Below are 23574 nucleotides of genomic sequence, written 5' to 3' on the forward strand. Positions count from 1 at the left end.
GGGAGCATTCATTAACCTGCGTATGAGGTCATATTTTTCAAGTTATAAAAATATACAAAAAGGTTATTTTTATAAACATAAAGGATCAATAGAGTGGTAGAGAGTCCGCACAGACTCGAAGGAAAAAACATCATGACAAACGAAGCAATGGAATTTATGAAAAACAATCCGGTCCTCTATCTTGCAACTGTTGACGAATCCGGCAACCCGAAAATCAGACCGTTCATGTTCATGCTTGAGAAGGACGGAAAGCCCTACTTCTGCACCTCGAACAAAAAACCGATGTACGCACAGATGAAAAATCATCCAAACGTTGAGATAACAACAGCGTCCCCGGAGTTTGCCTGGATCAGAATCTCTGCAAAGATTTCGTTTTCAAACGATCTTGAGATCAAAAAAGCAGTTATTGCATCAAGCCCACTCGTCAAAGGCATCTATCAGACCGCCGAGAACCCGGATTTTGCAATCTTCACTCTTGCGGATGCAACCGCAGTCATCGCAGACTTCTCCGGCAACCCGCCAAAGACCTACCGTCTTTGAAATCTCAATTTTTTTGAACTATATCTTCATCTGATCACAAAGGAAATTATCTACTGAACAATGGAAGACGTTTTGGCTGCCGAACTTCGCGAAGAGATCAGATCGCTCAGAGCCGAACTTCGCAGATACATTACAGCAAATTCTGACAACACCGCAGCACTGGAAGCGTTTCGGAAAAATTCTGCTGAGATACTAATCAAGGTTGAACTTGAGCATGCGAAAAAAATTCTTGAGGCCCAGGCGGAAAACTGTCCTGCAAAAGATAAATGTCTGCCCCAGTTTTCCAGAACTTATGAAACACTTCTGAAAAGTCTGAAGACCGGCTCGATCTCTGCTGAAGAGATGACAAAGATCCGCCACGAGTACGAAAATGTCCAGAAGCTGTGCAGCAGCGAAAACTGTACCGGCTGCCTTACAGAAGCAGACAGACTGTTTGCAGCCCAGACAAAACTGCTGAAAAGTGCCGGCGTGTATGCAGGAGACAGTGTCGCCGAACAGATTCAGGAGCTGTCCGATGACGCAGTCGTTGCATGGATTGGTGAGCCGCTCGCAAATGTCGTCCGCGTAAAAATTCTCAAGTCCCTTGCAAGCGAGCCGAAAGCCTTTGTTGATCTTTCAAAGCTCACCGGACTTCGCGGAGGAAATCTGCTGTTTCATCTGGAGAAGCTGACAGCATCCGGCATGATCCTGCAGAAGGGAGAACGTAAGGATTACGCGATCACGTCAAGGGGACGGGAACTGCTGCATGCGGCAGCTACTCTCATCGAGAAAATCGGATAAAAAAATTCTCTTTTATTTTTTTCAACCTGTCTACACTGTATCACACATCCTTTATCTCATAGTGCTTCCAATGTAGTAGGATATGGACGCATACGAACTCGTCACCCGTAACACGGCGGAGATCGTCACCGAAGACGAACTCCGGCAATTGTTGAACAAACCAACAAAGCGGGTCTATACCGGGTATGAACCCAGCGGCGAGATTCACCTCGGTCACCTGGTGACCATCAATAAACTGATGGATATGAAAGAAGCAGGGTTTGACGTCGTGGTCTTGATCGCAAACCTGCACGCATATCTGAACCGGAAGGGAACCTTTGAACAGATAAAAGAGCTTGCCGAGTACAACAAGGCATGCATTGAGGCATGCGGTCTGAAGGGTGCTGAGTTTGTGCTTGGGACGGATGTTCAGCTGACGCCCAAATATCAGACCGAAGTTCTCACACTTTGTCAGGAGATAACCCTGAACCGTGCGACCCGAAGTATGGATGAGGTCGGTCGGGCAATGGATAATCCAATGGTTTCGCAGATGGTGTATCCTGTTATGCAGGTCGTTGACATCCCGACCCTCAACGTTGATGCGGCTGTTGGCGGGATTGATCAGAGAAAAATCCACATGCTTGCACGCGAACACCTGCCAAGCCTTGGTTACAAACCTCCAGTCTGTATCCACACACCGATTGTGAACGGACTCGATGGTCAGAAGATGTCCTCTTCAAAAGGAAATGTCGTCTCGGTCGCAGACTCTCCTGAGGAGATCAAGAAGAAGATGAAGAAGGCATTCTGCCCGCCGGAGACGGAAGGAAACCCGATTCTCCAGGTGTTCCAGTACAATATTTTCCCGCGGATGTCTGAGGTTGTCATCCGCCGCCCGGAAAAGTTCGGCGGAAACTCTGAGTACCAGAGCTATGCAGAACTTGAAGCAGCATATGCTGCAGGAAAAATTCACCCGATGGATCTTAAAGCCGCATGCGGCGACTCCTTAACAGAGTTACTCGCTGATGCGTATGCATATGTGCAGAGCTACAAAAACAAAGCATAATTTTTTTTTGAAAAATTTTTCCAACTATTTTTTCGCTAACTGGTAACTTTCTTCTATCCTAGAAAATATTTCTTCGGCAGAAACAGAGCCGTCAAGACATATCGTGAACCAGTGTTTTTTGTTCATATGATATCCGGGAAAATATTTTTTGTTATCGATGAGAGAGGAAATTTCCTCAGAAATTATCCGCAGGTCGATGATCTCAATCAGCTCGTCATCATCAATTCCCAGTTTTCTTTTCGGTATTCTGAGCAGGGCAGCGTACCATTTCGCGGTGTCCTGCCTTCGGAACACGGCATTCTCCGGAAACCTGTTCCATAAAAACTCAAGCTCATCGCCATAGGTCTCGCGGACATGGCTGATGACTTCCTTTGTCATGCTACTTTTGAACACGTCACGCTCAAAACAGGCATTATTGATAGTGGCGAGCACACACTCGTACTCGTCCCGCACCCGTCCGACGAACTCGCCTTCCGCATCAGCGACACGATGCAGAACGTACGCGTACTCTGAGATGGTATCGATAACTTCGGTGAAAACTTTTCCCTGTTCAGATATGATGACGGACATCTGAAATCGTCCGTCAAGAAGAGGGGCCGCATAGCTGTAGCCTTCATTCTGCCGGACAAATCCAAAGGAGAGGAGTCGCTCAGGAATTATTTTTCGGTTTTCAAAAATTTCATCGATCTCCATCTTGCGTGTTCCTTCTGTGCAGAGACTGTGATATGTATGAGAAGTCTGCTTATATGCCATATATTTTTTGTGAGGGAGAAAAAGGCCGAAAGGATCAGCACAACAAATAACCCAAAGACAAAACATACTATAACTCTAGACACAGCACCCCAAGAAAAAAAATCATGAAATCAACACCAGACCCACAAAAATTTCTGGAAAAATATTTTTCAGATTATCATTTCACCGCCATTGAAGAGATCAACAGAGGCTGGTCCTCAGACAAAAAATATCTCGCTGAATCCATCCGCAAAGAAAAATATCTTCTCCGCATAACAACGTCCGCAAAAAAACTGCCGTATAAAATACAGGAGTTTGCAGCACTCAAAACTCTTGAAAAATTTGAACTGCCGATTCCAAAACCAGTAGACCTCAAAGTTAACGAAGACGGAGAAACAGTTCTGATGCTTCTCGGCTGGGTGCCGGGCCGAGAACTGGAGGAGGCAATTCACGAACTTTCACCAGAAGATCAGTACAGGCTCGGCGTTCGGGCCGGAGAAATTCTTGCACAACTTCACACGATTCCTGCGCCTTTGGATATTCCTCGTTGGGATGAATGGTTCTCCAAAAAAATCGATAAACGTCTCGCGGAGTATGCTGCGTGCGGCATCCGACTGCCAAACGATGAAAAAATTCTTGAATACATCAGAAGCAACCGGCATCTAATCCAAAACCGTCCCCAGTGCTTCCAACACGGCGACTACCATATCGGGAACATGGTCTTGGACGAACAAAAAAATCTTGGTATCATCGACTTTGACCGGATGGACTACGGAGACCCCTGGGAAGAATTCAACAGAATCACCTGGTGTGCAAATGCAAGCAAATATTTCGCATCAGGGAGAATTGCCGGCTACTTTGAGGGATCTGTTCCAGAAAATTTCTGGAAACTCTTCCTTCTCTATATTAGTGTAAATATGATCGGATCCGTTCCCTGGGCAATCCCTTTCGGGGACAACGAGGTCGCAACGATGATGAAAACTGCACAGGATGTTCTTCTGTGGTTTGACAACATGAATAATCCGATACCAAATTGGTACTGCTCAGAAATACCGGACTTCTTCATCGATAATTTTTCGGACGGTCAGAAGAACTAATAATTCATAAGAGAAATATAGTATAATTAAAAACACATCACCCCCAAAAATCATGAAATCAACACCGAAATCACGAGATCACCACCACGAAAATCAGGATCGGATCGAAAAACTCGATCGGAAGCTTGCCGAGCTCGGCGTCCGCATCAAAGACGAAGACTCGCGCAAAGTTACCGACGAGGTTTTTGATGAGGTCACTCTTCTTGCCCTTTACAAACTGGTGAACAAAAAAATCATCACCTCGCTTGGCGGATCCATCTCCACCGGAAAAGAGGCGAATGTATTTTCTGCCAGCAAAAAGAACGAAACCGGAGAAGAAATCGGCGCAGCAGTCAAAATTTATCGTCTCCGGACCGGCAATTTCACCACCATGAGCGATTACATCATTGGCGACCCCAGATTTTCCAATATCCGGAGAACCCACAAAGACATCATCTTTGCATGGACCAAAAAGGAGTACAGCAACCTTTCCCGCACCCGGGAGGCAGGCATCCCCTGCCCGGAACCTTACGCATTTGATCGCAACATTCTGATCATGCAGTTCCTTGGAGAAGGTATTATTCCATACCCGCAGATGCGCCAGCTTCTGCCAAAAACTCCGGAAGAAACCTACGAAGACGCGATTGGCATCATTCGCGACCTGTACCAGAAAGCCCGCCTTGTGCATGGAGACCTCTCCGAGTACAACATCCTGACCGGACCAAACGGTCTCATCGTAATCGACATGGCCCAGGCCGTAACCCCGGAACATCCGAAAGCCTACAATTTCCTGTTCCGCGACATTAAGAACATCAACAGATTTTTTGCACCAAAATGCAAAACAATCGATGAACATGAACTCTTCCGCACCATAGTCGGAGAAGAATTTTTCGAGATATAACATGACCCAGGAACTCAAGATCCCCAACGACCGTATCGGAGCAATCATCGGAAAGCATGGCGAGACCAGAAAAACTCTGGAAAAAATGCTGAACGTCACCCTCGAAGTGGACAGCAAAGACGGAATCGTTGTAATCGAAAACGAAGAGGACGCACTTGCCGAGATCAGATCAATGGAGGTCATCAAAGCAATCGGCCGAGGATTTTCTCCTGAGCGTGCGAGAAAACTTCTCGAAGACGATGACATGATTCTCGACTTAATCGACATCTCTGACGATGCCGACACGCCCCAGAAGCTTGCCCGCGTCCGCGGAAGAATCATCGGCCGCGACGGAAAGGCCCGCGAACAGATCGAGAACATGACCGGAACGTTCGTTTCAGTCTACGGAAAAACGATCGGCATCATCGGCATGCCGGACCAGGTCAACGATGCCCACACCGCAGTTCTCATGCTGATCAGCGGCTCGGATCACAACGCTGTCTTCAACTTCCTTGACCGCAAGAAGAAGGAAGCAAAGATGAATGTGATAAGCTACTACTATTGAGAAACTATCTTTCACAATCTTTATTTACCAAGAGGGATTTCTCCATAGTTCCACTCGAAACAAAGGGGTTCAAATATTCCACCGGCTATTTCATGAAAATAGACTCACTGCCCATTCCAATTTCCCTGCGCACGAAGTATTCGGCTCTGGGGATCACCGAACTGTATCCGCCGCAGGCGAAATGCGTAGAGGCGGGTCTGTTTAATCGAAAAAACCAGCTGGTGGCAATTCCTACCGCGTCCGGCAAGACACTTGTCGCAGAAATGGCGATGCAAAAGGAGATTTCGGATGGGGGAAAGTGTCTCTATATCGTTCCCTTGAAAGCGCTTGCCGCAGAAAAATATGAAGATTTTTCAGGAAAAGAAGTAAAAGTTGGTATCGCGACAGGGGATCCTGATCAGCGCGACGAATATCTGGGCCGCTATGACATCATTGTCGCGACGTCGGAGAAGACCGACTCACTGCTTCGCAACCGTGCAGAGTGGCTGAAGCGCGTTTCCCTACTTGTCGTGGACGAGATTCATCTGATCGGCGACCCTTCCCGGGGTGCGACACTTGAGATGGTGATAGCAAAGCTGCGGTACCAAAACCCGAACCTTCAGATCATCGGCCTCTCGGCAACGATGGGCAACCCTGAGGAGCTGGCGAACTGGCTGAACGCCGCGCTCGTCACGAGCGAGTGGCGGCCGGTTGACCTCCGCGAAGGTGTCTACTATAATGGTGCGATCCACTTCCATGGTTCGGAACGAATTCTGCAGACGCCGAAAAAAGATGATGACCTGAATCTTTTACTGGACACGGCTGAGGAAGGAGGCCAGTGTCTGGTGTTTGTTTCATCCCGCCGTTCTGCAGAAGCCTACGCAAAACGGGCCGCAGTTGTGCTGAAGAAAAAGTCCGAAGCTCTTGATTTGTATGCAGAAAAAATTGCCAAGGCCGACACAACTCCTTCAGGAAAAGTTCTGGCAAACTCGGTGAAGAACGGAGCCGCGTTTCATCATGCAGGTCTCCCCCGCGCTGCCCGTGAAGCAGTCGAAGAGGGATTCCGGAAAGGAGAGATTCAGGTCATCGCCTCAACTCCGACGCTTGCTGCCGGCCTGAACCTTCCTGCAAGGCGCGTGATCATCCGCGATTACCAGCGCTACGAGGCAGGTGTCGGCATGAATCCGATTCCTGTGATGGAGTACCGACAGATGGCAGGGCGTGCCGGACGGCCGAGGCTCGATCCGTACGGAGAAGCGGTGCTGATAGCAAAGGACCGCGATGCAGTGGACGTGCTGTTTGAAAAGTTCATCGATGCACCGGCAGAAAACATCGCGTCCCAGTGTCAGAAGGAGAATGAGTTGCGGAACCACTTGCTTGCGCTGATCACAACAGGTTTTGCAAAGAACCGTGCAGAGCTTGACGGATTCATGGAAAAATCCTTCTATGCAAGTCAGAAGGCGGTACACCGAAGACTTGACAGAAATATCGGCAAGGCACTCTCCTATCTGATCGAGTCAGGCATGATCACCGAAGAGACCGGGGGAGAACTCCTTGGAACTTCGTTTGGAGTTCTTGCGTCGCGCCTCTATCTGGATCCTGAGACCGCATCGCTTATCCGCGATATTCTTGGAAAGCAGGAGACCTTTTCTGCGTTTGGCATGCTGCATCTGTTGTGCATGACGCCTAATATGTTCAGATTTTATCTGAAGGCGTCTGATGAGCGGTTGGTGGATGAGGTGTTCTCTGAGCGAGGCGATGAGTTGTGGTGCGAGGAGCTTTCCGAGGAATTTTTTGCGGCCGTGAAGACAGCGCTCGTTGCCGAGGCATGGTGTGAGGAGGTGCCGGAAGACGTTATCTGCGAGAACTTTGGCGTGGGTGCGGGGGATATTCATGCGGTGGTGGAAAATCTCAGGTGGCTGATGCATGCATCAGCCAGAATTGCACATGAGTTTGCGCCGCGGTTTGACACGGACGTCCGGGACTTAGAGATACGGATCGAGAACGGTGTGAAAGAGGAGCTCCTGCCCCTCATTACCCTAAGGGGAATCGGTCGAATTCGTGCGAGGAGATTGTTTGACCGGGGCATTACGACACCCGAGGATCTGCTCTCAGCAGAGCCGAAGGATGTTGTCGGAATTCTCGGCACAGTGCTTACGAAGAGTGTTCTTGAACAGGCAGCAAAAAAAACCGGACGAACGTTGGACGCAGTCCCTCTTCTCATCGAGGAGGAAGCGGTTCCCGTGAAAGCGAGTGAAACAAAACCGCAGAAGACCCTGTTTGATTTTGGAGAGTAAAGGCATGAAAACAAATTTAGAAATTTATCAGGCAGAGGCTGTGGTGAGTGATGTTGCATCCGCCCTCACACAGGTAAACGCTGCAGCGAAAGTCGCGGACGCCGTTATCGTACTGTTTGATGCTGGAAAAATTGCCGGACCAAATCATATCCGCTCTGCGGTGATGCATGCAGAGCGGTCGTTTGCCTCAGGAAAGCCGGTTGCACGAACATTATCGATGGAAATTTTGCTGTATGCGTCCGGCCAGCGGCAGTGTTCGCTTGCTCCGCAGTTTGGTCTGCATCCTGGGCAGAACTTTTTGTATGTTGCAGTGCTTGGCGGAGATTTCGCAAAGGCGAAGGATCTTCTTTTGGATCTTGCGGTGCCAAAAGATCATCAGATGACGGCAACTGCTTCAGTGCTGATGGAACTTTTCGGAATCACGGAGGAGGAGATCGAGGTTGTTGGTATCGAGCGGATCGAGGAGTTGGTGCTTGAGCGGATTGCGATGATGGATGCGTACAAGTAATTATCGTAAAAAAATGAAATGGATCTATACAGGCATCGGTCTTCTTCCAAGTACATACATTGGAATTTTACCGCAAATTTCTTGAACACTCAGAGAAATTTCATCCAAATAATTATCATTCATAACAATGATGCCGGATATCTGCATATGATGTAATTTTTGAGGAGAAATAATTGGATGTGCTGTTTTCGGCATATATCTTCCTTGTTTTTTTGGATTAATGTCAACAACTGCGGAAATGGTTTGCCGTTCCGGATCAATCTCGCGTAAAAAGGTCGCTCCTTTCGCACCTGCTCCCCAAATCACAAAATAACCTGACGAAACGAGAGACTTCCATGCAGAAACACATTCCGAGAACTGCAAAACTGGTGGTGAAGACAGGTGATGCGAACTTGTATCTGGAGAACGAAGGTCCTCAAGTTTAGCAATAACATAACAGTACTGATCTCCAAAAAATGTTCCTGTACGTAACACATCAGAGAACAAGCCTGTTAAGGCCGGCAGGGAAAAATAGTTACAGTGCTCAAAGAACACATCATAAAATGCATTTTTCTCAACAATCCAGCGAAAATCAGGGACTTCAATATACAGTAATCCCTGATAATCATTGGCCTCTGCAATAGACTGAAGAAATTGAAGGGGATGTGAAATATGTTCAAGGACATGACGCAAGACAATCAGATCAGCTTTATCAAAAGGCTGCTGCGCAACTGTATCATGAGAATAATATTCCTTAATGATTCTGGGATCCATTCCCTCATATGCCGGATCATATCCATGGACAGTATATCCAAGCTCTCCCAGTTTCATGAGAAAAGTTGCTTTTCCACAACCAATTTCTACGATATGTGACTCTTGGGACAGATGGGGAATGAGAATATCGCAAACATTCTGGAGATGAGACTGAAACATAGGAGAGTACCCCTGCTCATTCTGATAATGTTCGTCATATTCCAAGAGAGATGGATCAAAAGTTGCATTCCAGACAAATCCACAATTTTCGCAAAAATACAATGAAACATTTCCACAGATCACAGATTCAGCAATTTGTTCGGTAGGATATGCCTTATTCTGAAATGCAGGAACATTCATTGCAGAGTACAAAGGCGTGATCTGTCCTGAAGAGCAGATAGGGCAGACCATCACATAACCTCTTGAGAGGGGAGGGAATGGACAGGAAATACTGAAAGAAAGTGAATTAGGATATACTTGGGTGGGGGGTGCAATTAACACTCAATACATCAAACATTTTTTAAACTATGGTCGTGAATCCATATCAACCTATTGACTCGATATCCCATTTCAGTTTGTGAATATGTGAATCAGGTACAACTCAATAAGTTCAGAGATACTTTTCCATCACATAATCATCCATCGCGTAACCATTTCCGATGTCAGTTATCATCTCACGGGCACGGACAAATCCAAGTTTTTCATAAACCGCAAGCGAAGAAAAATTTTGTTTGTTCACCGTCAGATAAATAGTCGTGAGACTCTCTTGCCGACAGATCTCTTCGATGAACTGTAAAGCTGCCCTCGAAAAACCGCGGCCGCGGAAACTTTTTTCAACATAAAATTTGCTGAGAAACATTACATGGCTTTCAGGTTCGAAGTGAAGACTGATGTAGCCTGCGCTGGCTTGACCAACTTTAAGCAGATAGTACAGATAATTTTCTTGTTCAATCTGACTGTGAATAGCATCAGCTGACTGAAATTTTTCAATCATGTACCTGGTTTGATCTCTTCCGATGATCGGAACATAATGTTCGGTCCAGATGCTGTCGGCAAGCTCTGCGGTGCTGTTGATATCCTCACTCGTTGTCACCGAATGAAGGGAAAATTCTTCCATGTTACTGGGCCGCATGCGTGATGATGTGGCGGATTTCCGGAACAATGATCTCTTCGGTTGCAAGTTTCACCGCTTTCGGGGAGCCTGGGATACAGAAGATAGCGCAGCCATTTGTGATGCCGGCAGTTGCTCTGGAGAGAATCACCGCATTTTTCACCTGCTCATAACTTTTTATTCGGAACAGTTCACCAAACCCGTCCATCGTTTTGTGAAAGAGGGGAGCGACCGCTTCAATGGTGCAGTCATCATGCGTGAGACCTGTTCCACCATTCACTACGATGCAGTTTGCGATTCTGAGCGCAGAAAGAACTGCAGTTCTGATAGCAGAAATGTCATCCTTCACAATCTGCATGGAGACAATTGGGATATCAGCAGCAGTAAAAGCATCACGAATTATCTGTCCGCTCAGATCAGTTTTTTCCGTTCTGGTGGTTGAGACTGTGATGATAGCAGTCTGGATGGAAATAGCTGTGAGATGTTCAGCTGGCATGAAAATAGATAGGCTTTCCATGATATTAGGCAGTTTGTATCAAACATATAAGATAAACCATCTTAACACTGCAAAGAAATTGAAAAATTGATCTCATCTGAATATCTTTTTTTCAAAATTTTTGCAATGTTTTCTAGAAAAGTCCCCCACCCCTTTGTTTCGAGTGGAACATATGGAAGGTATCTTTGCAAAAAAGATACTTCATACGAAGTCCCACTATTCATTAGTAAGTCTACCTCTCATAATATAAAACTTTTCTTTTTAAACATTGTAAAAATTTTTTGTTGATTATAAAAATAAAAAAACTATAAGAAAAATGCGAGCCTGAAAGATGAGAAAATGTCTGGGTAGCGCAATTTTCGCGAATCACACACTCGACTTTCCACTCGAAACAAAGGGGTGGGGGAGTATTACTTGTGAACTATCCATATCTTGGTATTTGAGTTCTGAATTCAAGTATTTTTTTCTTGGGATCTCTGACAGGCACAAACCCTTTTTTCCAGTGGAAACAGCGGTATATTAATAGGAACAACAGCGTAATGGTAATCTAAGGATCTGGTATGTCATGTCTGAGGAACCATTCAAATCTACAGGACTTTTCAAAAAATACACAATAAAAAATAAAATTTTTCAGAATCGTGAAGTTCTCCGCCACAGTTACAGCCCTCGTGAACTGCCGCACAGGGTAGATCAGATTGACTCGATTGCAGTAATTCTTGCCCCTGCACTGCAGGGAGCAACCCCTTCAAACATCCTCATCTATGGAAAAACCGGTACCGGAAAGACTGCCACCGTCAAGTTTGTCGGATCCGAACTTGAGAATGAAAGCTCGGAATTTTCCAGATGCAGAATGGTTCACCTCAACTGCGAAACAATCGACACTCAGTACCGGGTACTTGCGCAGATTGCAAATCATATCAGTGGTCATGACCTGAAACCAAGCGACCGCGCCAAAAATACCATCCCCGCAACCGGCTGGCACACCGATCAGGTCTACTCAGAACTCAAGAATGTGCTTGAGCAGGCGGGCGGTCTGCAGATCATCGTGCTGGACGAGATCGACAAGCTGGTCAAGAAAAGTGGTGACGACACCCTCTATAACCTGACCAGAATCAACAGTGATCTGAAAAATGCCAGAGTGAGTATCATCGGCATCTCTAACGATCTCACCTTCAAAGACTTCCTTGACCCCCGCGTGCTTTCCTCTCTCTCTGAAGAAGAACTCGTGTTCCCTCCTTATGACGCAATTCAGCTGCAGGACATTCTCCACCAGCGTGCAGAGATGGCATTTCTTCCAGACTCCGTGAACGAGGATGTCATCGCCTTGTGCGCGGCGCTTGCCGCTCAGGAGCATGGTGACGCACGCCGCGCACTGGATCTTCTCCGAGTTTCCGGTGAACTTGCCGAACGCGAGTCTTCAGAACAGGTCCTTGAAGTGCATGTCCGCCGCGCCCAGGAAAATATTGAGACCGACACCATGAGCGAGTGCGTCCAGACCCTTCCGCGCCAGGGAAAGATGGTGCTCTGCTCCATGCTTTTAGTCTCCTCCGCAGGCCAGAAGGTGTTCACGAGCGGCAGCGTCATAAACGTCTACCGCGAACTTGCCAAAGAGATGGATGTCGAACCCCTGACGCATCGCAGGGTTTCTGACCTCATCAATGAACTCAACATGCTCGGTATCGTGACCGCCCGCGTCGTCTCACACGGCCGGCATGGCAGGACAACAGAAATCTATTTCAACAGTCCCACTAATCAGATACGTACAGTAGTAATGAACGATCCAAGACTTCGGGAGTGCAGCATTTTACATCCACTCCTGTAAGTTTTTTGGAATAATTCACAAAAAGGTGAAAAATCATGGACGAAAAGGATACAGTAATCCTCAGGGAACTGCAAAAGAACGGTCGTATCACCGCAGGTGATATTGCCGTCATGCTGGAGGTTGATGAAAACGAAGTTGAGAATCGTATCGCAGCACTCCACGCAGCAGGCATTCTCAGGCGCTGCACTGCAGTCATCGACTACAGTGCTGCGGGGGTAGAAGAGGTGGCTGTCATTCTGTCCCTCAAAATTACTCCCGAACGCGGACTTGGTTACGACGGCATCGCCGCCCAGATCGCCAGATTCCCGCAGGTGGAGTCCATTCTTCTCCTGACAGGAACCTATGACCTGCAGGTGATTATCCGCGGCCAGTCGATGTCTGAGGTTTCCCGGTTTGTTGCCGAGCAGATCGCCTCAATTGAAGGCGTCCGCGAAACCATGACGCAGATCGTCATGAGAACCTACAAGGAGCAGGGCGTCGAGATGATGCGGCCGGGCAGCCGCGACCGCCAGCTCATCACATTCTAAGAAGGCTTGGGGATCATGAGAAATTTTGTGTCACGGATGGCCGGAGAGCTTCCTCCGTCCGGCATCCGGAAATTTTTTGATCTGCTGCTCACGATGGACAACGTGATCAGCCTTGGCGTTGGCGAACCTGATTTCGATACGCCGTGGAACATCTCGCAGGTTGCCATCTCATCCATTGAGAAAGGCATGACGATGTACACCTCAAACCGCGGTCTTGCGGAACTCCGGGAACTGCTCTCAGCAGATCTTGACCAGCGCTATCATACGAAGTACTGCCCGGAAACCGAGATGATTGTAACGACCGGAGTCTCTGAAGGCCTGGACATCGCGGTCCGTGCAGTTGTTGATCCGGGAGACGAGGTCCTCGTGGTTGATCCATGCTTTGTCTCCTATCAGGCAGAAGTTCTGATGGCAGGAGGCAGGCCGAAGACTCTACCCTGCTCGGCACAGGACGGGTTCAAGGTAACTCCTGATGTGCTGATGGAATCAATCACGCCGAAGTCCAAAGTTCTGCTGCTCAACTTCCCGACCAACCCGACTGGCGGCGTGATGGGAAAGGATGATCTCCAAGCGATCGCTGATATCATCATCGATCACGACCTGCTGGTCATCTCTGATGAAGTGTATGCAGAACTGACGTATGATGGTCATCATGTCTCGACCGCTGCGATTGACGGTCTCTGGGAGAGGACGATCACGCTGAACGGATTTTCCAAAGCCTATGCCATGACCGGCTGGCGGCTCGGCTATCTGTGTGCTCCAAAGGAGATGACTGATGCTGCGCTGAAGATTCATCAGTATGTGATGATGTCTGCTCCGACTGCGTCGCAGTTTGCCGGCATTGAAGCATTGAAGAATGGTGAGGAGGCAAAGAATGAGATGATCGCCGAGTACAGAATCCGGCGAAATCTTTTCGTCAAAGGACTCAACGATGTTGGTCTCCCCTGCCATCTGCCGAAAGGTGCCTTCTATGCATTTCCCTCGGTTGAAGGAACAGGACTTAGCGATGAGGAGTTTGCCGAACGTCTTCTGCGTGAGCAGCATGTTGCGGTGGTTCCCGGAAGCGCGTTTGGAAAGAACGGACGCGGTCATGTGCGGACCTGTTATGCGGTGGATCGGGCGAAACTTTCCGAGGCTGTACGTCGGATTGGAATCTTTGTTGAGTCGCTGCACAGCTAAACTATTTAACCCCTTTGTTTCGAGTGGAGGAGTTTATATGCTCCCCACGATTTTTTCATGCAGAAGAGAGAGATTGTTGCACGATTCCTTGAGGCGGGACTTCTGGTTCATCCGGATGTTGTCACGTACATCAGCGAAAGCGGCGGCTCCGGAGTCATTGAAGGAATTATCAGCTCGCTTCCTTCAGGAATTTCGGTTGTAACCACCAAAGAGGTTCCCGGCATGACCGCCCCGCGGCTTGACAAACTCAACGTCGGCGTGAGCCCAGTTCCCGAAATTCTTGCGGGCCGTGAAGGCTCTTCGATACCAACGGCAAACCCTGAGGAGTCGTTTGCTCTGTTCCGCGACCGGTATGATACGCTTGCTGCAATGATGCGGCCCCGTGTGAGCCCGATTCCGATCGAAGCCCTGGTCAAACAGAACAGCAGATTCTCTGACACTGATATTGGTGCGATCGGTATGGTTGTCGAGGGCTCTACGAGTGCGAAGGGTCACCGGATTGTGGAGATCGAAGATCCTACCGGAACGATCAAAGTTCTGTTCAACAAAAATCGCGAAGGGTTTGATGAGGCGGAAAAAATTATTCCTGACGAAGTCATTGGTGTCCGCGGAAAACTTTCCCGGGACAATGGCGGAGGTGGAGGAGGAATGATATTTTCTGATACTTTGTTCAGGCCTGAAATTCCGCTGACGCATGTGATCTCTCCGTCCAAAGAGCCGGGCAAAGCGGTGTTCATCTCTGATGTGCATGTAGGCAGCGACACGTTCCTTCCTGATGCATGGAACCGTTTTGCTTCATGGCTCGACAAAACTCCTGAGGTCAGGTATCTTTTGATCGCTGGAGACGTGGTGGACGGCATCGGCATTTATCCGAATCAGGACAAGGAGCTGCACATCAAAACGATCTATGAACAGTACGATGCCGTAGGCGAGATGCTTTCGGCCCTGCCATCCCATCTTCAGATCATTCTCTCGCCCGGCAACCATGATGCGGTGCGGGCAGCTGAACCCCAGCCTGCTCTTCCGGAGGAGTTCAGAACCCAGTTCCCAACCAACGTGACGTTCGTTGAAAATCCTGCGATGGTAAACATTCAGTCGGTGAATGTTCTGATGTATCATGGCAGAAGTATTGATGATCTCATCAAGTTCATCCCGGGCTCGAGCTATGAAAAGCCTGGTGATATTATGGAGGCGATGCTGAAGCGCCGCCATCTTGGCCCGATCTATGGCCAGCGCACACCGCTTCTCTCAACACCCGCAGACAATTTAGTTATTCGCGATGTTCCTGATATTTTACACACCGGGCACGTTCACATTACAGATGTGGTGAACTACCGCGGAGTTCTCGGCATCAATGCAGGAACCTGGCAGGCTCAGACCTCGTTCCAGAAACAGATGAACATCACGCCGACGCCCGCTGAGGCGGTCGTGGTGGATCTTGCAACGATGCAGCATGAGATCCTGCGTTTTCTTGACCCGCCCACGGAAAAGCGGAGCACACTGAATTTCGCGGAAAAACATCACTGAGAGGCGTGAACATCACGGAATACAAATAATAATTGTGATTACAAAAAATTTAGTTTGTTTTTCCAGAAAAATCATGGCCGAATATTTTCGTAAAATTGCAAACACAAATAATAAATCATTTCCGTGCTGTTCACGTCTGCTCCGTGATGTTTTTCTGTGAGATTTCTGTGTGCTCCGTTTTTCCGTGGGAGGTTCGTGAATCAAAACGTCCCCACCCCGCGCTCTTCATTCGTCAATAATCGAAACCATTTCGTACGCAAATATTTTTGTCCCTACCGGAAACTCTTTTTACAGTAGTATTATTAGGTAGCCTGCCCTCTACTATAGAGAGAAACCAATCCGGATTACCGGAGGTTTTTGATTCTTATGGATCTGATCTATCTCGCTCCAATATGTGCCGTTATCGGCCTTCTCTTCGCACTCTACTCTTACTCCGTGGTGAAGAAAGAGGGAACAGGCGATGAGATGATGCAGAAGATCGCTGCAGCCATTCACCTTGGCGCAATGGTCTTCCTGAACCGTCAGTATCGTGCAATCGGAGCCTTTGTTGTTATTATCGCGGTCATCCTTGTCGCTCTTTCCTTTGTGACTGACGACAGTCTGAGCATCTGGGCCGCACCGGCATACGTTATCGGTGCAGTCCTCTCCTCAGCAGCAGGATACGTTGGTATGCACAGTGCAACCAAGGCAAACGTACGAACTACCAATGCTGCAAAACGCGGTATTGCTGCAGCAGTCAAAGTCTCCTTTGCAAGCGGATCCGTCATGGGTATGACCGTGGTCGGACTTGGTCTTCTTGGAACCTCTGCTGTCTTCCTCGCCTTAATCGCCATCTTCGGTGGATTCGGCGACATTGCAACCGTCAACACTGTTGTCTCCAACATGGCGGCATTCGGTTTTGGTGCATCCTCTGTTGCACTCTTCGCCCGTGTCGGCGGCGGTATCTTTACCAAAGCAGCTGACGTTGGTGCTGACCTTGTCGGCAAAGTCGAAGCAGGCATCCCTGAAGATGATCCCCGCAACCCGGCAGTCGTTGCAGACAACGTCGGTGACAACGTCGGTGACGTCGCAGGTATGGGTGCAGACCTGTTCGAGTCCTATGTGGGTTCGATTGTTGCATCCATGGCTCTTGGTATTGTCGGCGCAACGTTTGCCACCACGCTCTTTGGTGAGAGCGTTGAAGCACTCAATGTCATTCTCCTGCCGATGCTGATCTCCGCATTTGGTATCATCGCAGCAGCAGTTGGAACTCTGTTTGTTCGAACCAAGAAGAATGAGAACTCCGCAATCCACAAAGCATTCAACACGGGAACCGTCATTGCACTGGTCATCTCTGTTATTGCAACCTACTTCCTGACCTCCAATCTCATTGGCGGATCCTTTGGTATGGGTATCTGGTTTGCAACCATCGCCGGTCTTGTCGCAGGATTTGGTATCGGTCTGATCACCGAGTACTACACCTCCTTTGACTACAAACCAACGAAGGCAATCTCCGAGTCATGTCAGACCGGAGCAGCAACCAACATAATTAATGGTTTTGCAAAGGGAATGGAGTCCACCGTCTGGCCGGTTCTGATCATTGCAGCCGCAACCTATGTTGCCTACTACTTCGCAGGCATGTACGGTATCGGTATTGCAGCGGTTGGTATGCTGTCCACTCTTGGTCTTACCCTTGCAGTTGATGCTTACGGCCCTGTCGCAGACAATGCCGGAGGTATTGCAGAGATGTCCCACCAGCCCAAAGAGGTTCGTGAGATCACCGACACCCTTGATGCAGTTGGAAACACCACTGCAGCAATCGGTAAAGGATTTGCAATCGGCTCAGCCGCACTCACTGCTCTCGCACTTTTCAGTGCATACGCAACCGCAGTCGGTCTTGAGGCAATCGATATCTTAGACACCAATGTGTTTATCGGTATGCTGATTGGTGGTATGCTTCCGTTCCTCTTCTCTGCACTTACCATGACCGCAGTCGGTCAGGCAGCACAGAAGATTGTGATCGAAGTCCGCCGCCAGTTCAAAGAGATCAAAGGTCTGATGGAAGGTACCGCAGAGCCGGACTACAAGTCCGTCATCTCCATTGCAACCGACTCCGCAATTCACAAGATGATTCTGCCGGGCGTTATTGCAATCCTTGCACCGATCGTTGTCGGTCTGGTTCTCGGTCCTCTTGCACTCGGCGGTCTCCTTGTTGGAGCACTTGTTGCCGGAGTCCTTCTTGCACTTACCATGGCAAACTCCGGAGGAGCATGGGACAATGCAAAGAAGTACATTGAACTTGGAAACTATGGCGGCAAAGGCTCTGATGCTCACAAGGCAGCAGTTGTCGGTGACACTGTTGGTGACCCGTTCAAGGACACTTCCGGACCTGCATTAAACATTCTGATTAAGCTGATGAGCATGATTGCACTGGTGTTCGTGCCGGTCATTCTTGCTTTCGCAATGTAATCTGAATTCAATCATACAACATTTTTTTCGAAGCCTTCGGGTTTTTTCTGATACGTTTGTTTCATCGTTTTTCCTGCGAAGCAGCGAGCAGGCCAAAGGTATGCGAATCGTGGGCACCAGAAAGTAACAGACAACACCTCACTTTTTTGTAATCCCTGCGTTACTCCTTTTCAATACTGTGATCCGTCAATGGTATATAATTAACAAACCCAACACAATTCAAGAAATTTAATCATATCTAAAAAGACAACCAGTACACACATATGGCTGATGCAGTTCCCTCCCCTCAGGAAACAGAAAGGAGACTGCCGAACTACCGGCTCAGATTTGTTCTCCTGATACTTGCCGCAGTCGCCTGCATCATCATCTCGTTTTCTGTCGGCAGGTACTCGCTCAATATCGCTGATGTTCTTCTGATTTTTCTTTCCGCATTTTATTCTGCCGGAGAAACTGCAGTTGAAAATGCTGAGGCATTCCTCTCAATTCTTCCCCCGCTCTCTCCTCTTTCAGGAATTCTCTGGATATCATCTGCAATAATCTCATGGATTCTCGCACTTCTCTCCCAGATTCTGCCGGGTTCGGGGACCGTAGACTTTGCGACCTACAGTGTTCTCTTCAACATCAGACTCCCGAGAATTCTTGCAGCACTCCTTGTCGGTGCCGCTCTTTCAACCGCTGGAGCTGCGTACCAGGGAATGTTTCAGAACCCGCTTGTCTCGCCTGACATCCTTGGAGCTTCGGCAGGTGCTGGTTTTGGTGCCGCAGTTGCCATTTACTTTTATCTTGGAACAGGAGCAATTACCAGCCTCGCCTTTGTTGGCGGCCTCATTGCGGTCGGTGCCGCATATCTCATAAGTCGCCTTACGAAAGGATCTGCAACCCTGAGCATGGTGCTTGCCGGCATTCTCATCGGCAGTCTTTTTTCTGCTGCAACTTCTTACATCAAACTCGTCGCAGACACCAATGATCAGCTGCCAGCAATCACCTACTGGCTGATGGGAAGCCTTGCCAGCGTCACCATGGATGATGTCTACTTCGCAGGAACCGTCATTCTTCTCGGACTCATCCCGCTGTATCTGCTTCGCTGGAGAATGAACGTGCTGACGCTCGGTGAGGACGAAGCACGAAGCATGGGCATCAACACCAACATGCTACGGCTTGTGGTGATCATCTGTGCCACACTCGTGACTGCCGTATCGGTTTCCATCTCCGGCATCATCGGCTGGGTGGGCCTCGTCATCCCTCATTTCTCCCGCATGGTCTTCGGCTACGATTACCGGAGAATTATTCCTGCGTCCATTGTGATGGGAGCCGCATTTCTTTTACTCGTGGACGACTTCTCGCGAACGATCGCCAGCACCGAAGTCCCTCTCGGAATTCTCACGGCATTTGTCGGCGCACCAATATTCGCATATCTCTTGATGATGGGAGGAAAACGATCATGAAGCTTGAAGTTGCAGGCCTCTGCTTTGCCTACAGCAAAAGTTCGCGGCAGGTGCTGAATGATATCTCCTTCTCGGTTGCCGAAGGAGATCTTCTTGCCGTGCTCGGCCCGAACGGTGTCGGGAAAAGTACGATGTTTCGGTGCATTCTCGGATTTCTCAGAAACTATCAGGGCACCATTCGGCTGAATGGTGTCGACATCAAAACTCTCGATCACAAAGAAATAGCAAAACACATCGCCTACATTCCGCAGTCAACCCATCCGGTGTTCAACTACACGGTGCTTGACGTTGTTCTGATGGGCCTGACCAATCAGGTGAATCTGCTTGCAGCGCCAAATCAGAAACATGTCGATGAAGCATATCTCGCGATGGAAAGTCTCGGCATCGGTCATCTTCGGAATGCGGGTTATGGTGAGATCAGCGGAGGCGAGCGTCAGCTCGCCTTGATCGCACGGGCACTTGTGCAGAAGGCAAAAATTCTCATCATGGATGAACCGACCGCGAACCTTGATTACGGCAACCAGTTTCGGGTGATGTGCCGGATCTCAGATCTCGCAAAAGAGGGTTACCTCATCATCCTTTCCACGCACAATCCGGATCATGCATTTCTCTACGCGAACCGGACGCTGATGATCCATGGAGGACGGGTGATTGCTGACGGAGCGCCGGAGAAAGTGCTGGACGCGCAGCTGATCAAAAACGTCTATGGCGTGGACGTTCACATCGAAGACTACGCATATGGCTCCCGCCGCCATAAACTCTGCATCCCGATTGATGGCGGTGTTGGAAAGCATGACTGATTTTGTTAAATTTTTCTATTTTACTTGTCCCTCATAACGAGTTATTGTATTTTATAGGGTGCCGTCAAATAGTAGCTGTAGCTGCTTTCCAAATAACTCGGGGAGTTTGCTTGAACATCCCAGATTTGGGAGGTGTATGAATGAGAAATGGTGGAATAATTTTCGTCCTGATCCTTCTCGCAGCCATGGCATTTGTCGGTGCTGCGGCTGCTGAGGAGACGAGGGAGTTTGTCGATGATGTTGGCCGACAGATAGTTTTGCCAATCGAGATCGATGCGGTGTCGCCTTCAGGCCCGCTCGCACAGATTGTACTCTACTCTCTTGACCCTGATCTGTTTGTCAGTGTTTCGAGCGAGTTTACTGACATTCAAAAAAAGTATGTTGATTCACGGCTTCTGACTCTGCCGGTTACCGGTCAGTTCTATGGATCGAAGGCTTCGACGATGAATCCTGAGTCGATTATGGAGCTGAACAAACGCCTCAACATCGATGTGGTTTTGGATATCGGCGAGGCAAAGGAGACCATGAAGCCGGACCTTGATGATATTCAGGGAAAAACCGGCGTCGCATTTGCATTTGTGACCCAGAACAAACTTGCTGATATTCCTGGTTCCTACGAAAAACTCGGTGAGCTTCTCTCACGCCCTGAGCAGGGAGCGAGACTCTCAACCTACACATCAGATCTTCTTGCTGAGTTTGATTCCGGCATGAAAAAAATTGGCAGTGACAAAAAATCTCTGATCTATGTGACTGCGATTGACGGCAACTCGGTCTCGATGGTTGGCAATGGTTCGTATCATGCCGAGGTCATCGATTATGTGGGAAGAAATCTTGCGGCAACGTCTGCAAGCAGCAGTGGTACCGGAGACGGGTATACGATGGAGGACATTCTGCAGCTGAATCCTGATTTCATCATCGTTTCTTATGCTGACAATCATGCCTACTACCAGAAGATCATGAGTGACCCGATGTGGAGATCGCTTTCTGCGGTTCAGAATGGTAATGTCTATGAGGCTCCATCCGGCCCGTACAACTGGATGGGAGGGCCGCCGTCGATTCAGCGGCTGCTGTCGATGATCTGGATCGGGAATCTGATGTATCCTGATGTGTTCGATTACGACATCGACACCCGCGTGAAGGAGTTTTACTCGCTGTTCTTCCACTACGATTTGACGGATGCTGAGCTGGACGATCTGATGATTTATGCAAAATCCGGGTCCCCAACCGGGGCCATCCCTACGGAGACGAAGTCTCCTGCCCCGATCTTTGGCGTGCTTGCCGGTCTTGCGGCTGCAGCTCTCATCGTTAGAAGAAAATTCTGAGAAAAATATTATGGCGGTTGACTACATTTCGCTCTGGAATGCCCAGCATGAGGCGGCCAACCGCCAGAAACAGATTTTTAGTGACGGTAAAAGTTTTTGGGAGGATCCTAAAAACGTCAGCCGTTTTCTGGATCGTTTGTTTGACAAGGACCGTGCGAGGATCGAAAACCAGCTTGCGATGATGCGGATTCCAAAAGAATCTTCGGTTCTTGATATCGGCGCGGGTCCCGGCACGCTTGCGGTGCCTCTCGCTCTCGCGGGATGTTTTGTGACGGCAGTGGAGCCGTCAGGTGAGATGCGGTCTGCAATGCAGGAGTATCGAAAAAAAATGCATGCTCCGGAAATTCAGAAGATACCCTGCCGGTGGGAGGATGTGGACGCAAGCGAGCTTGGTACGTATGATTTTGTGATAGCTTCGCTGTCCCTTGGATTGGATGATATCGGCCCTTCCCTTCTGAAGATGGATGCTGCGGCACGAAACGCAGTTCATTTATTCTGGTTTCTTTCCCCTCCGTCATGGTCTGAGGTGAATGCGGCTCTGTGGCCGAAGCTTCACGGGGCCGAGTTTGTGACTGAGCCGAGAGCTGATCTTCTCTGGGGATGTCTCTGCCAGCTTGGGATATATCCGAATCTTTTCGTTGAACATGTGAAAAAAGAGCGGCGGTGTGCTGAGGCGGATGAAATTATTTCTCATTACTGCCGCAGGTTGTGCATCAGGGAAGAGTGGCAGCAGGAGATTGCCGCTGCATATCTGCGGGATCATATTGCCGGTTTACCCACCTCCGGTGTCTCGAAGACTGCACACATTTGGTGGGAGAAAGATCTCCATCGGTAAATTATTTTTGATTGATTTTTTCGATGTGCTTGGGAATAGTTGATTACATCTCAGCGCTTGTTATAGAGTGTATGAGTTCTCATGTTTCCGGTGCGTCTCTGACAACCATCGACTACTGTCGTCTGTGGGATGAGCAGCATGCCAGATCTACTGCGCAGAAGGAGAAGATGGGCGAAGGCGGTGGAAAGTTTTGGTCGGACCAGGGTGTGGTTGACCGATTTTCCCAGAATGTTATCTCCGGCGATCCGTCAAGGATGCAAAAGCAGATAGAAGAGATGAGGATTCCCAAAGGATCTTCAGTTCTTGATATCGGGGCGGGCCCCGGAACTCTTGCGGTGCCGCTCGCACTCGCGGGTTGTTCGGTGACAACAGTCGAACCATCAGAGCCGATGGGAGTTGCGATGGAGCGTTATCGTAGAACGATGAATGCTCCGCCAATCCGGGAAATTCGCAAACGCTGGGAGGATGTAACTCCTGAAGAGGCAGGCGTGCATGATGTTGTTGTTGCGTCACGATCATTGATCATGGGAGATATCAGAAACAGTCTTCTGAAGATGGATGCGGCCGCACGCCATGCTGTTCATCTCTACTGGTTTTTAACGCCGCCTTCTTCTTCGGGCGGAAACGTGGAGCTTTGGCCGCTTCTTCACGGAGAGCCGTACTGCAGTGAGGCGGACGCGGACATTTTGTGGAATGCTCTCTGCCAGCTTGGCATCTATGCGAACATCATGGTGGAGACAAAGGACAAAAGTCAGCATTATGCATCATTCTCCACGATGCAGGAGGATTACTACAACCGGATGTCGGTCTCCGAAGAATGGCAGAGAAATATTGTAGATGCATTTCTTCTGGATCGTGCGGTTCGTGAGGAGTCAGGGTATGTGGTTCCGGGCGTTTCGCGGACGGCGCATATCTGGTGGGAAAAATAATT

The 23574-nt window shown here is 48.8% G+C and carries 22 protein-coding genes; 18 read left to right on the forward strand and 4 right to left on the reverse strand.

Translation table 11 applies throughout. The annotated features are described in order from the left end of the window. The first annotated feature begins 132 nt into the window (after nt 1-132). From McpCs1_RS02315 to McpCs1_RS02325, 3 genes are all read left to right on the forward strand, one after another. Nucleotides 133-540 carry a pyridoxamine 5'-phosphate oxidase family protein gene (locus McpCs1_RS02315; RefSeq protein WP_338095644.1) on the forward strand — a complete coding sequence of 136 codons (408 nt, stop codon included), beginning with the start codon at nt 133-135 and terminating at the stop codon, nt 538-540. Nucleotides 541-600: 60 nt separating this feature from the next. Beyond that, on the forward strand, nt 601-1320 hold the full coding sequence (locus McpCs1_RS02320; RefSeq protein WP_338095645.1) for a winged helix-turn-helix domain-containing protein: 720 nt from the start codon (nt 601-603) through the stop codon (nt 1318-1320). An 82-nt stretch (nt 1321-1402) separates the two neighbouring features. Beyond that, nucleotides 1403-2362, forward strand: coding sequence for a tyrosine--tRNA ligase (locus McpCs1_RS02325; RefSeq protein ID WP_338093486.1), 960 nt, complete (start codon nt 1403-1405; stop codon nt 2360-2362). Between the two features lie 24 nt (nt 2363-2386). Here McpCs1_RS02325 and McpCs1_RS02330 read toward each other — a convergent pair whose 3' ends face one another. After that, a complete protein-coding gene (locus tag McpCs1_RS02330) occupies nt 2387-3115 on the reverse strand; it encodes an MmcQ/YjbR family DNA-binding protein (RefSeq protein ID WP_338095646.1) in 729 nt (242 codons plus the stop codon). A gap of 104 nt (nt 3116-3219) precedes the next feature. Here McpCs1_RS02330 and McpCs1_RS02335 point away from each other — a divergent pair, with 104 nt between their 5' ends. The 5 genes from McpCs1_RS02335 (at nt 3220) to cgi121 (ending at nt 8399) form a co-directional block, all read left to right on the forward strand. Next, complete coding sequence (locus tag McpCs1_RS02335) at nt 3220-4191, forward strand: phosphotransferase family protein (protein ID WP_338095647.1); 972 nt, start codon at nt 3220-3222, stop codon at nt 4189-4191. Between the two features lie 52 nt (nt 4192-4243). Then, nucleotides 4244-5071, forward strand: coding sequence for a serine protein kinase RIO (locus McpCs1_RS02340; RefSeq protein ID WP_338095648.1), 828 nt, complete (start codon nt 4244-4246; stop codon nt 5069-5071). Between the two features lies 1 nt (nt 5072). Beyond that, a complete protein-coding gene (locus tag McpCs1_RS02345; protein WP_338095649.1) occupies nt 5073-5615 on the forward strand; it encodes a KH domain-containing protein in 543 nt (180 codons plus the stop codon). Between the two features lie 92 nt (nt 5616-5707). Beyond that, complete coding sequence (locus tag McpCs1_RS02350; protein ID WP_338095650.1) at nt 5708-7891, forward strand: ATP-dependent DNA helicase; 2184 nt, start codon at nt 5708-5710, stop codon at nt 7889-7891. 4 nt (nt 7892-7895) lie between these two features. Then, the gene (gene cgi121, locus McpCs1_RS02355; protein ID WP_338095651.1) at nt 7896-8399 is read left to right on the forward strand and encodes a KEOPS complex subunit Cgi121; all 504 of its coding nucleotides are present in this window, start codon (nt 7896-7898) and stop codon (nt 8397-8399) included. A gap of 24 nt (nt 8400-8423) precedes the next feature. Here the strand turns inward: cgi121 and McpCs1_RS02360 are convergent, their stop codons facing one another. The 3 genes from McpCs1_RS02360 to McpCs1_RS02370 form a co-directional block, all read right to left on the reverse strand. Next, nucleotides 8424-9542: a class I SAM-dependent methyltransferase gene (locus McpCs1_RS02360; protein WP_338095652.1), complete on the reverse strand. Its 1119-nt coding sequence runs from the start codon at nt 9540-9542 to the stop codon at nt 8424-8426. 199 nt (nt 9543-9741) lie between these two features. Continuing rightward, on the reverse strand, nt 9742-10248 hold the full coding sequence (locus McpCs1_RS02365) for a GNAT family N-acetyltransferase (RefSeq protein WP_338095653.1): 507 nt from the start codon (nt 10246-10248) through the stop codon (nt 9742-9744). 1 nt (nt 10249) lies between these two features. Continuing rightward, the gene (locus McpCs1_RS02370) at nt 10250-10738 is read right to left on the reverse strand and encodes a MogA/MoaB family molybdenum cofactor biosynthesis protein (protein ID WP_338095654.1); all 489 of its coding nucleotides are present in this window, start codon (nt 10736-10738) and stop codon (nt 10250-10252) included. Nucleotides 10739-11303: 565 nt separating this feature from the next. Between McpCs1_RS02370 and McpCs1_RS02375 the strand changes: the two genes are divergently transcribed. The 10 genes from McpCs1_RS02375 to McpCs1_RS02420 all read left to right on the forward strand — a co-directional run bounded on the left by McpCs1_RS02375 (nt 11304) and on the right by McpCs1_RS02420 (nt 23572). Beyond that, nucleotides 11304-12560, forward strand: coding sequence for an ORC1-type DNA replication protein (locus McpCs1_RS02375; protein WP_338095655.1), 1257 nt, complete (start codon nt 11304-11306; stop codon nt 12558-12560). 35 nt (nt 12561-12595) lie between these two features. Further along, complete coding sequence (locus McpCs1_RS02380) at nt 12596-13087, forward strand: Lrp/AsnC family transcriptional regulator (RefSeq protein ID WP_338095656.1); 492 nt, start codon at nt 12596-12598, stop codon at nt 13085-13087. Nucleotides 13088-13102: 15 nt separating this feature from the next. Next, complete coding sequence (locus tag McpCs1_RS02385; RefSeq protein ID WP_338095657.1) at nt 13103-14266, forward strand: aminotransferase class I/II-fold pyridoxal phosphate-dependent enzyme; 1164 nt, start codon at nt 13103-13105, stop codon at nt 14264-14266. A 57-nt stretch (nt 14267-14323) separates the two neighbouring features. Next, the gene (locus McpCs1_RS02390; protein WP_338095658.1) at nt 14324-15793 is read left to right on the forward strand and encodes a DNA-directed DNA polymerase II small subunit; all 1470 of its coding nucleotides are present in this window, start codon (nt 14324-14326) and stop codon (nt 15791-15793) included. Nucleotides 15794-16159: 366 nt separating this feature from the next. Next, complete coding sequence (locus tag McpCs1_RS02395; protein WP_338095659.1) at nt 16160-18241, forward strand: sodium-translocating pyrophosphatase; 2082 nt, start codon at nt 16160-16162, stop codon at nt 18239-18241. 263 nt (nt 18242-18504) lie between these two features. Continuing rightward, the gene (locus McpCs1_RS02400) at nt 18505-19686 is read left to right on the forward strand and encodes a FecCD family ABC transporter permease (protein ID WP_338095660.1); all 1182 of its coding nucleotides are present in this window, start codon (nt 18505-18507) and stop codon (nt 19684-19686) included. Then, the gene (locus tag McpCs1_RS02405; protein WP_338095661.1) at nt 19683-20486 is read left to right on the forward strand and encodes an ABC transporter ATP-binding protein; all 804 of its coding nucleotides are present in this window, start codon (nt 19683-19685) and stop codon (nt 20484-20486) included. The genes McpCs1_RS02400 and McpCs1_RS02405 overlap by 4 nt, the downstream gene beginning before the upstream one ends. A 140-nt stretch (nt 20487-20626) precedes the next feature. Then, nucleotides 20627-21808, forward strand: a complete 1182-nt coding sequence (locus McpCs1_RS02410; protein WP_338095662.1) for an ABC transporter substrate-binding protein — start codon at nt 20627-20629, stop codon at nt 21806-21808. 10 nt (nt 21809-21818) lie between these two features. Beyond that, on the forward strand, nt 21819-22643 hold the full coding sequence (locus McpCs1_RS02415) for a class I SAM-dependent methyltransferase (protein WP_338095663.1): 825 nt from the start codon (nt 21819-21821) through the stop codon (nt 22641-22643). Nucleotides 22644-22714: 71 nt separating this feature from the next. Continuing rightward, complete coding sequence (locus McpCs1_RS02420) at nt 22715-23572, forward strand: class I SAM-dependent methyltransferase (RefSeq protein ID WP_338095664.1); 858 nt, start codon at nt 22715-22717, stop codon at nt 23570-23572. The last annotated feature ends 2 nt before the right edge of the window (nt 23573-23574 follow it).

Source organism: Methanorbis rubei (assembly GCF_032714495.1).
Taxonomy (GTDB): domain Archaea; phylum Halobacteriota; class Methanomicrobia; order Methanomicrobiales; family Methanocorpusculaceae; genus Methanocorpusculum; species Methanocorpusculum rubei.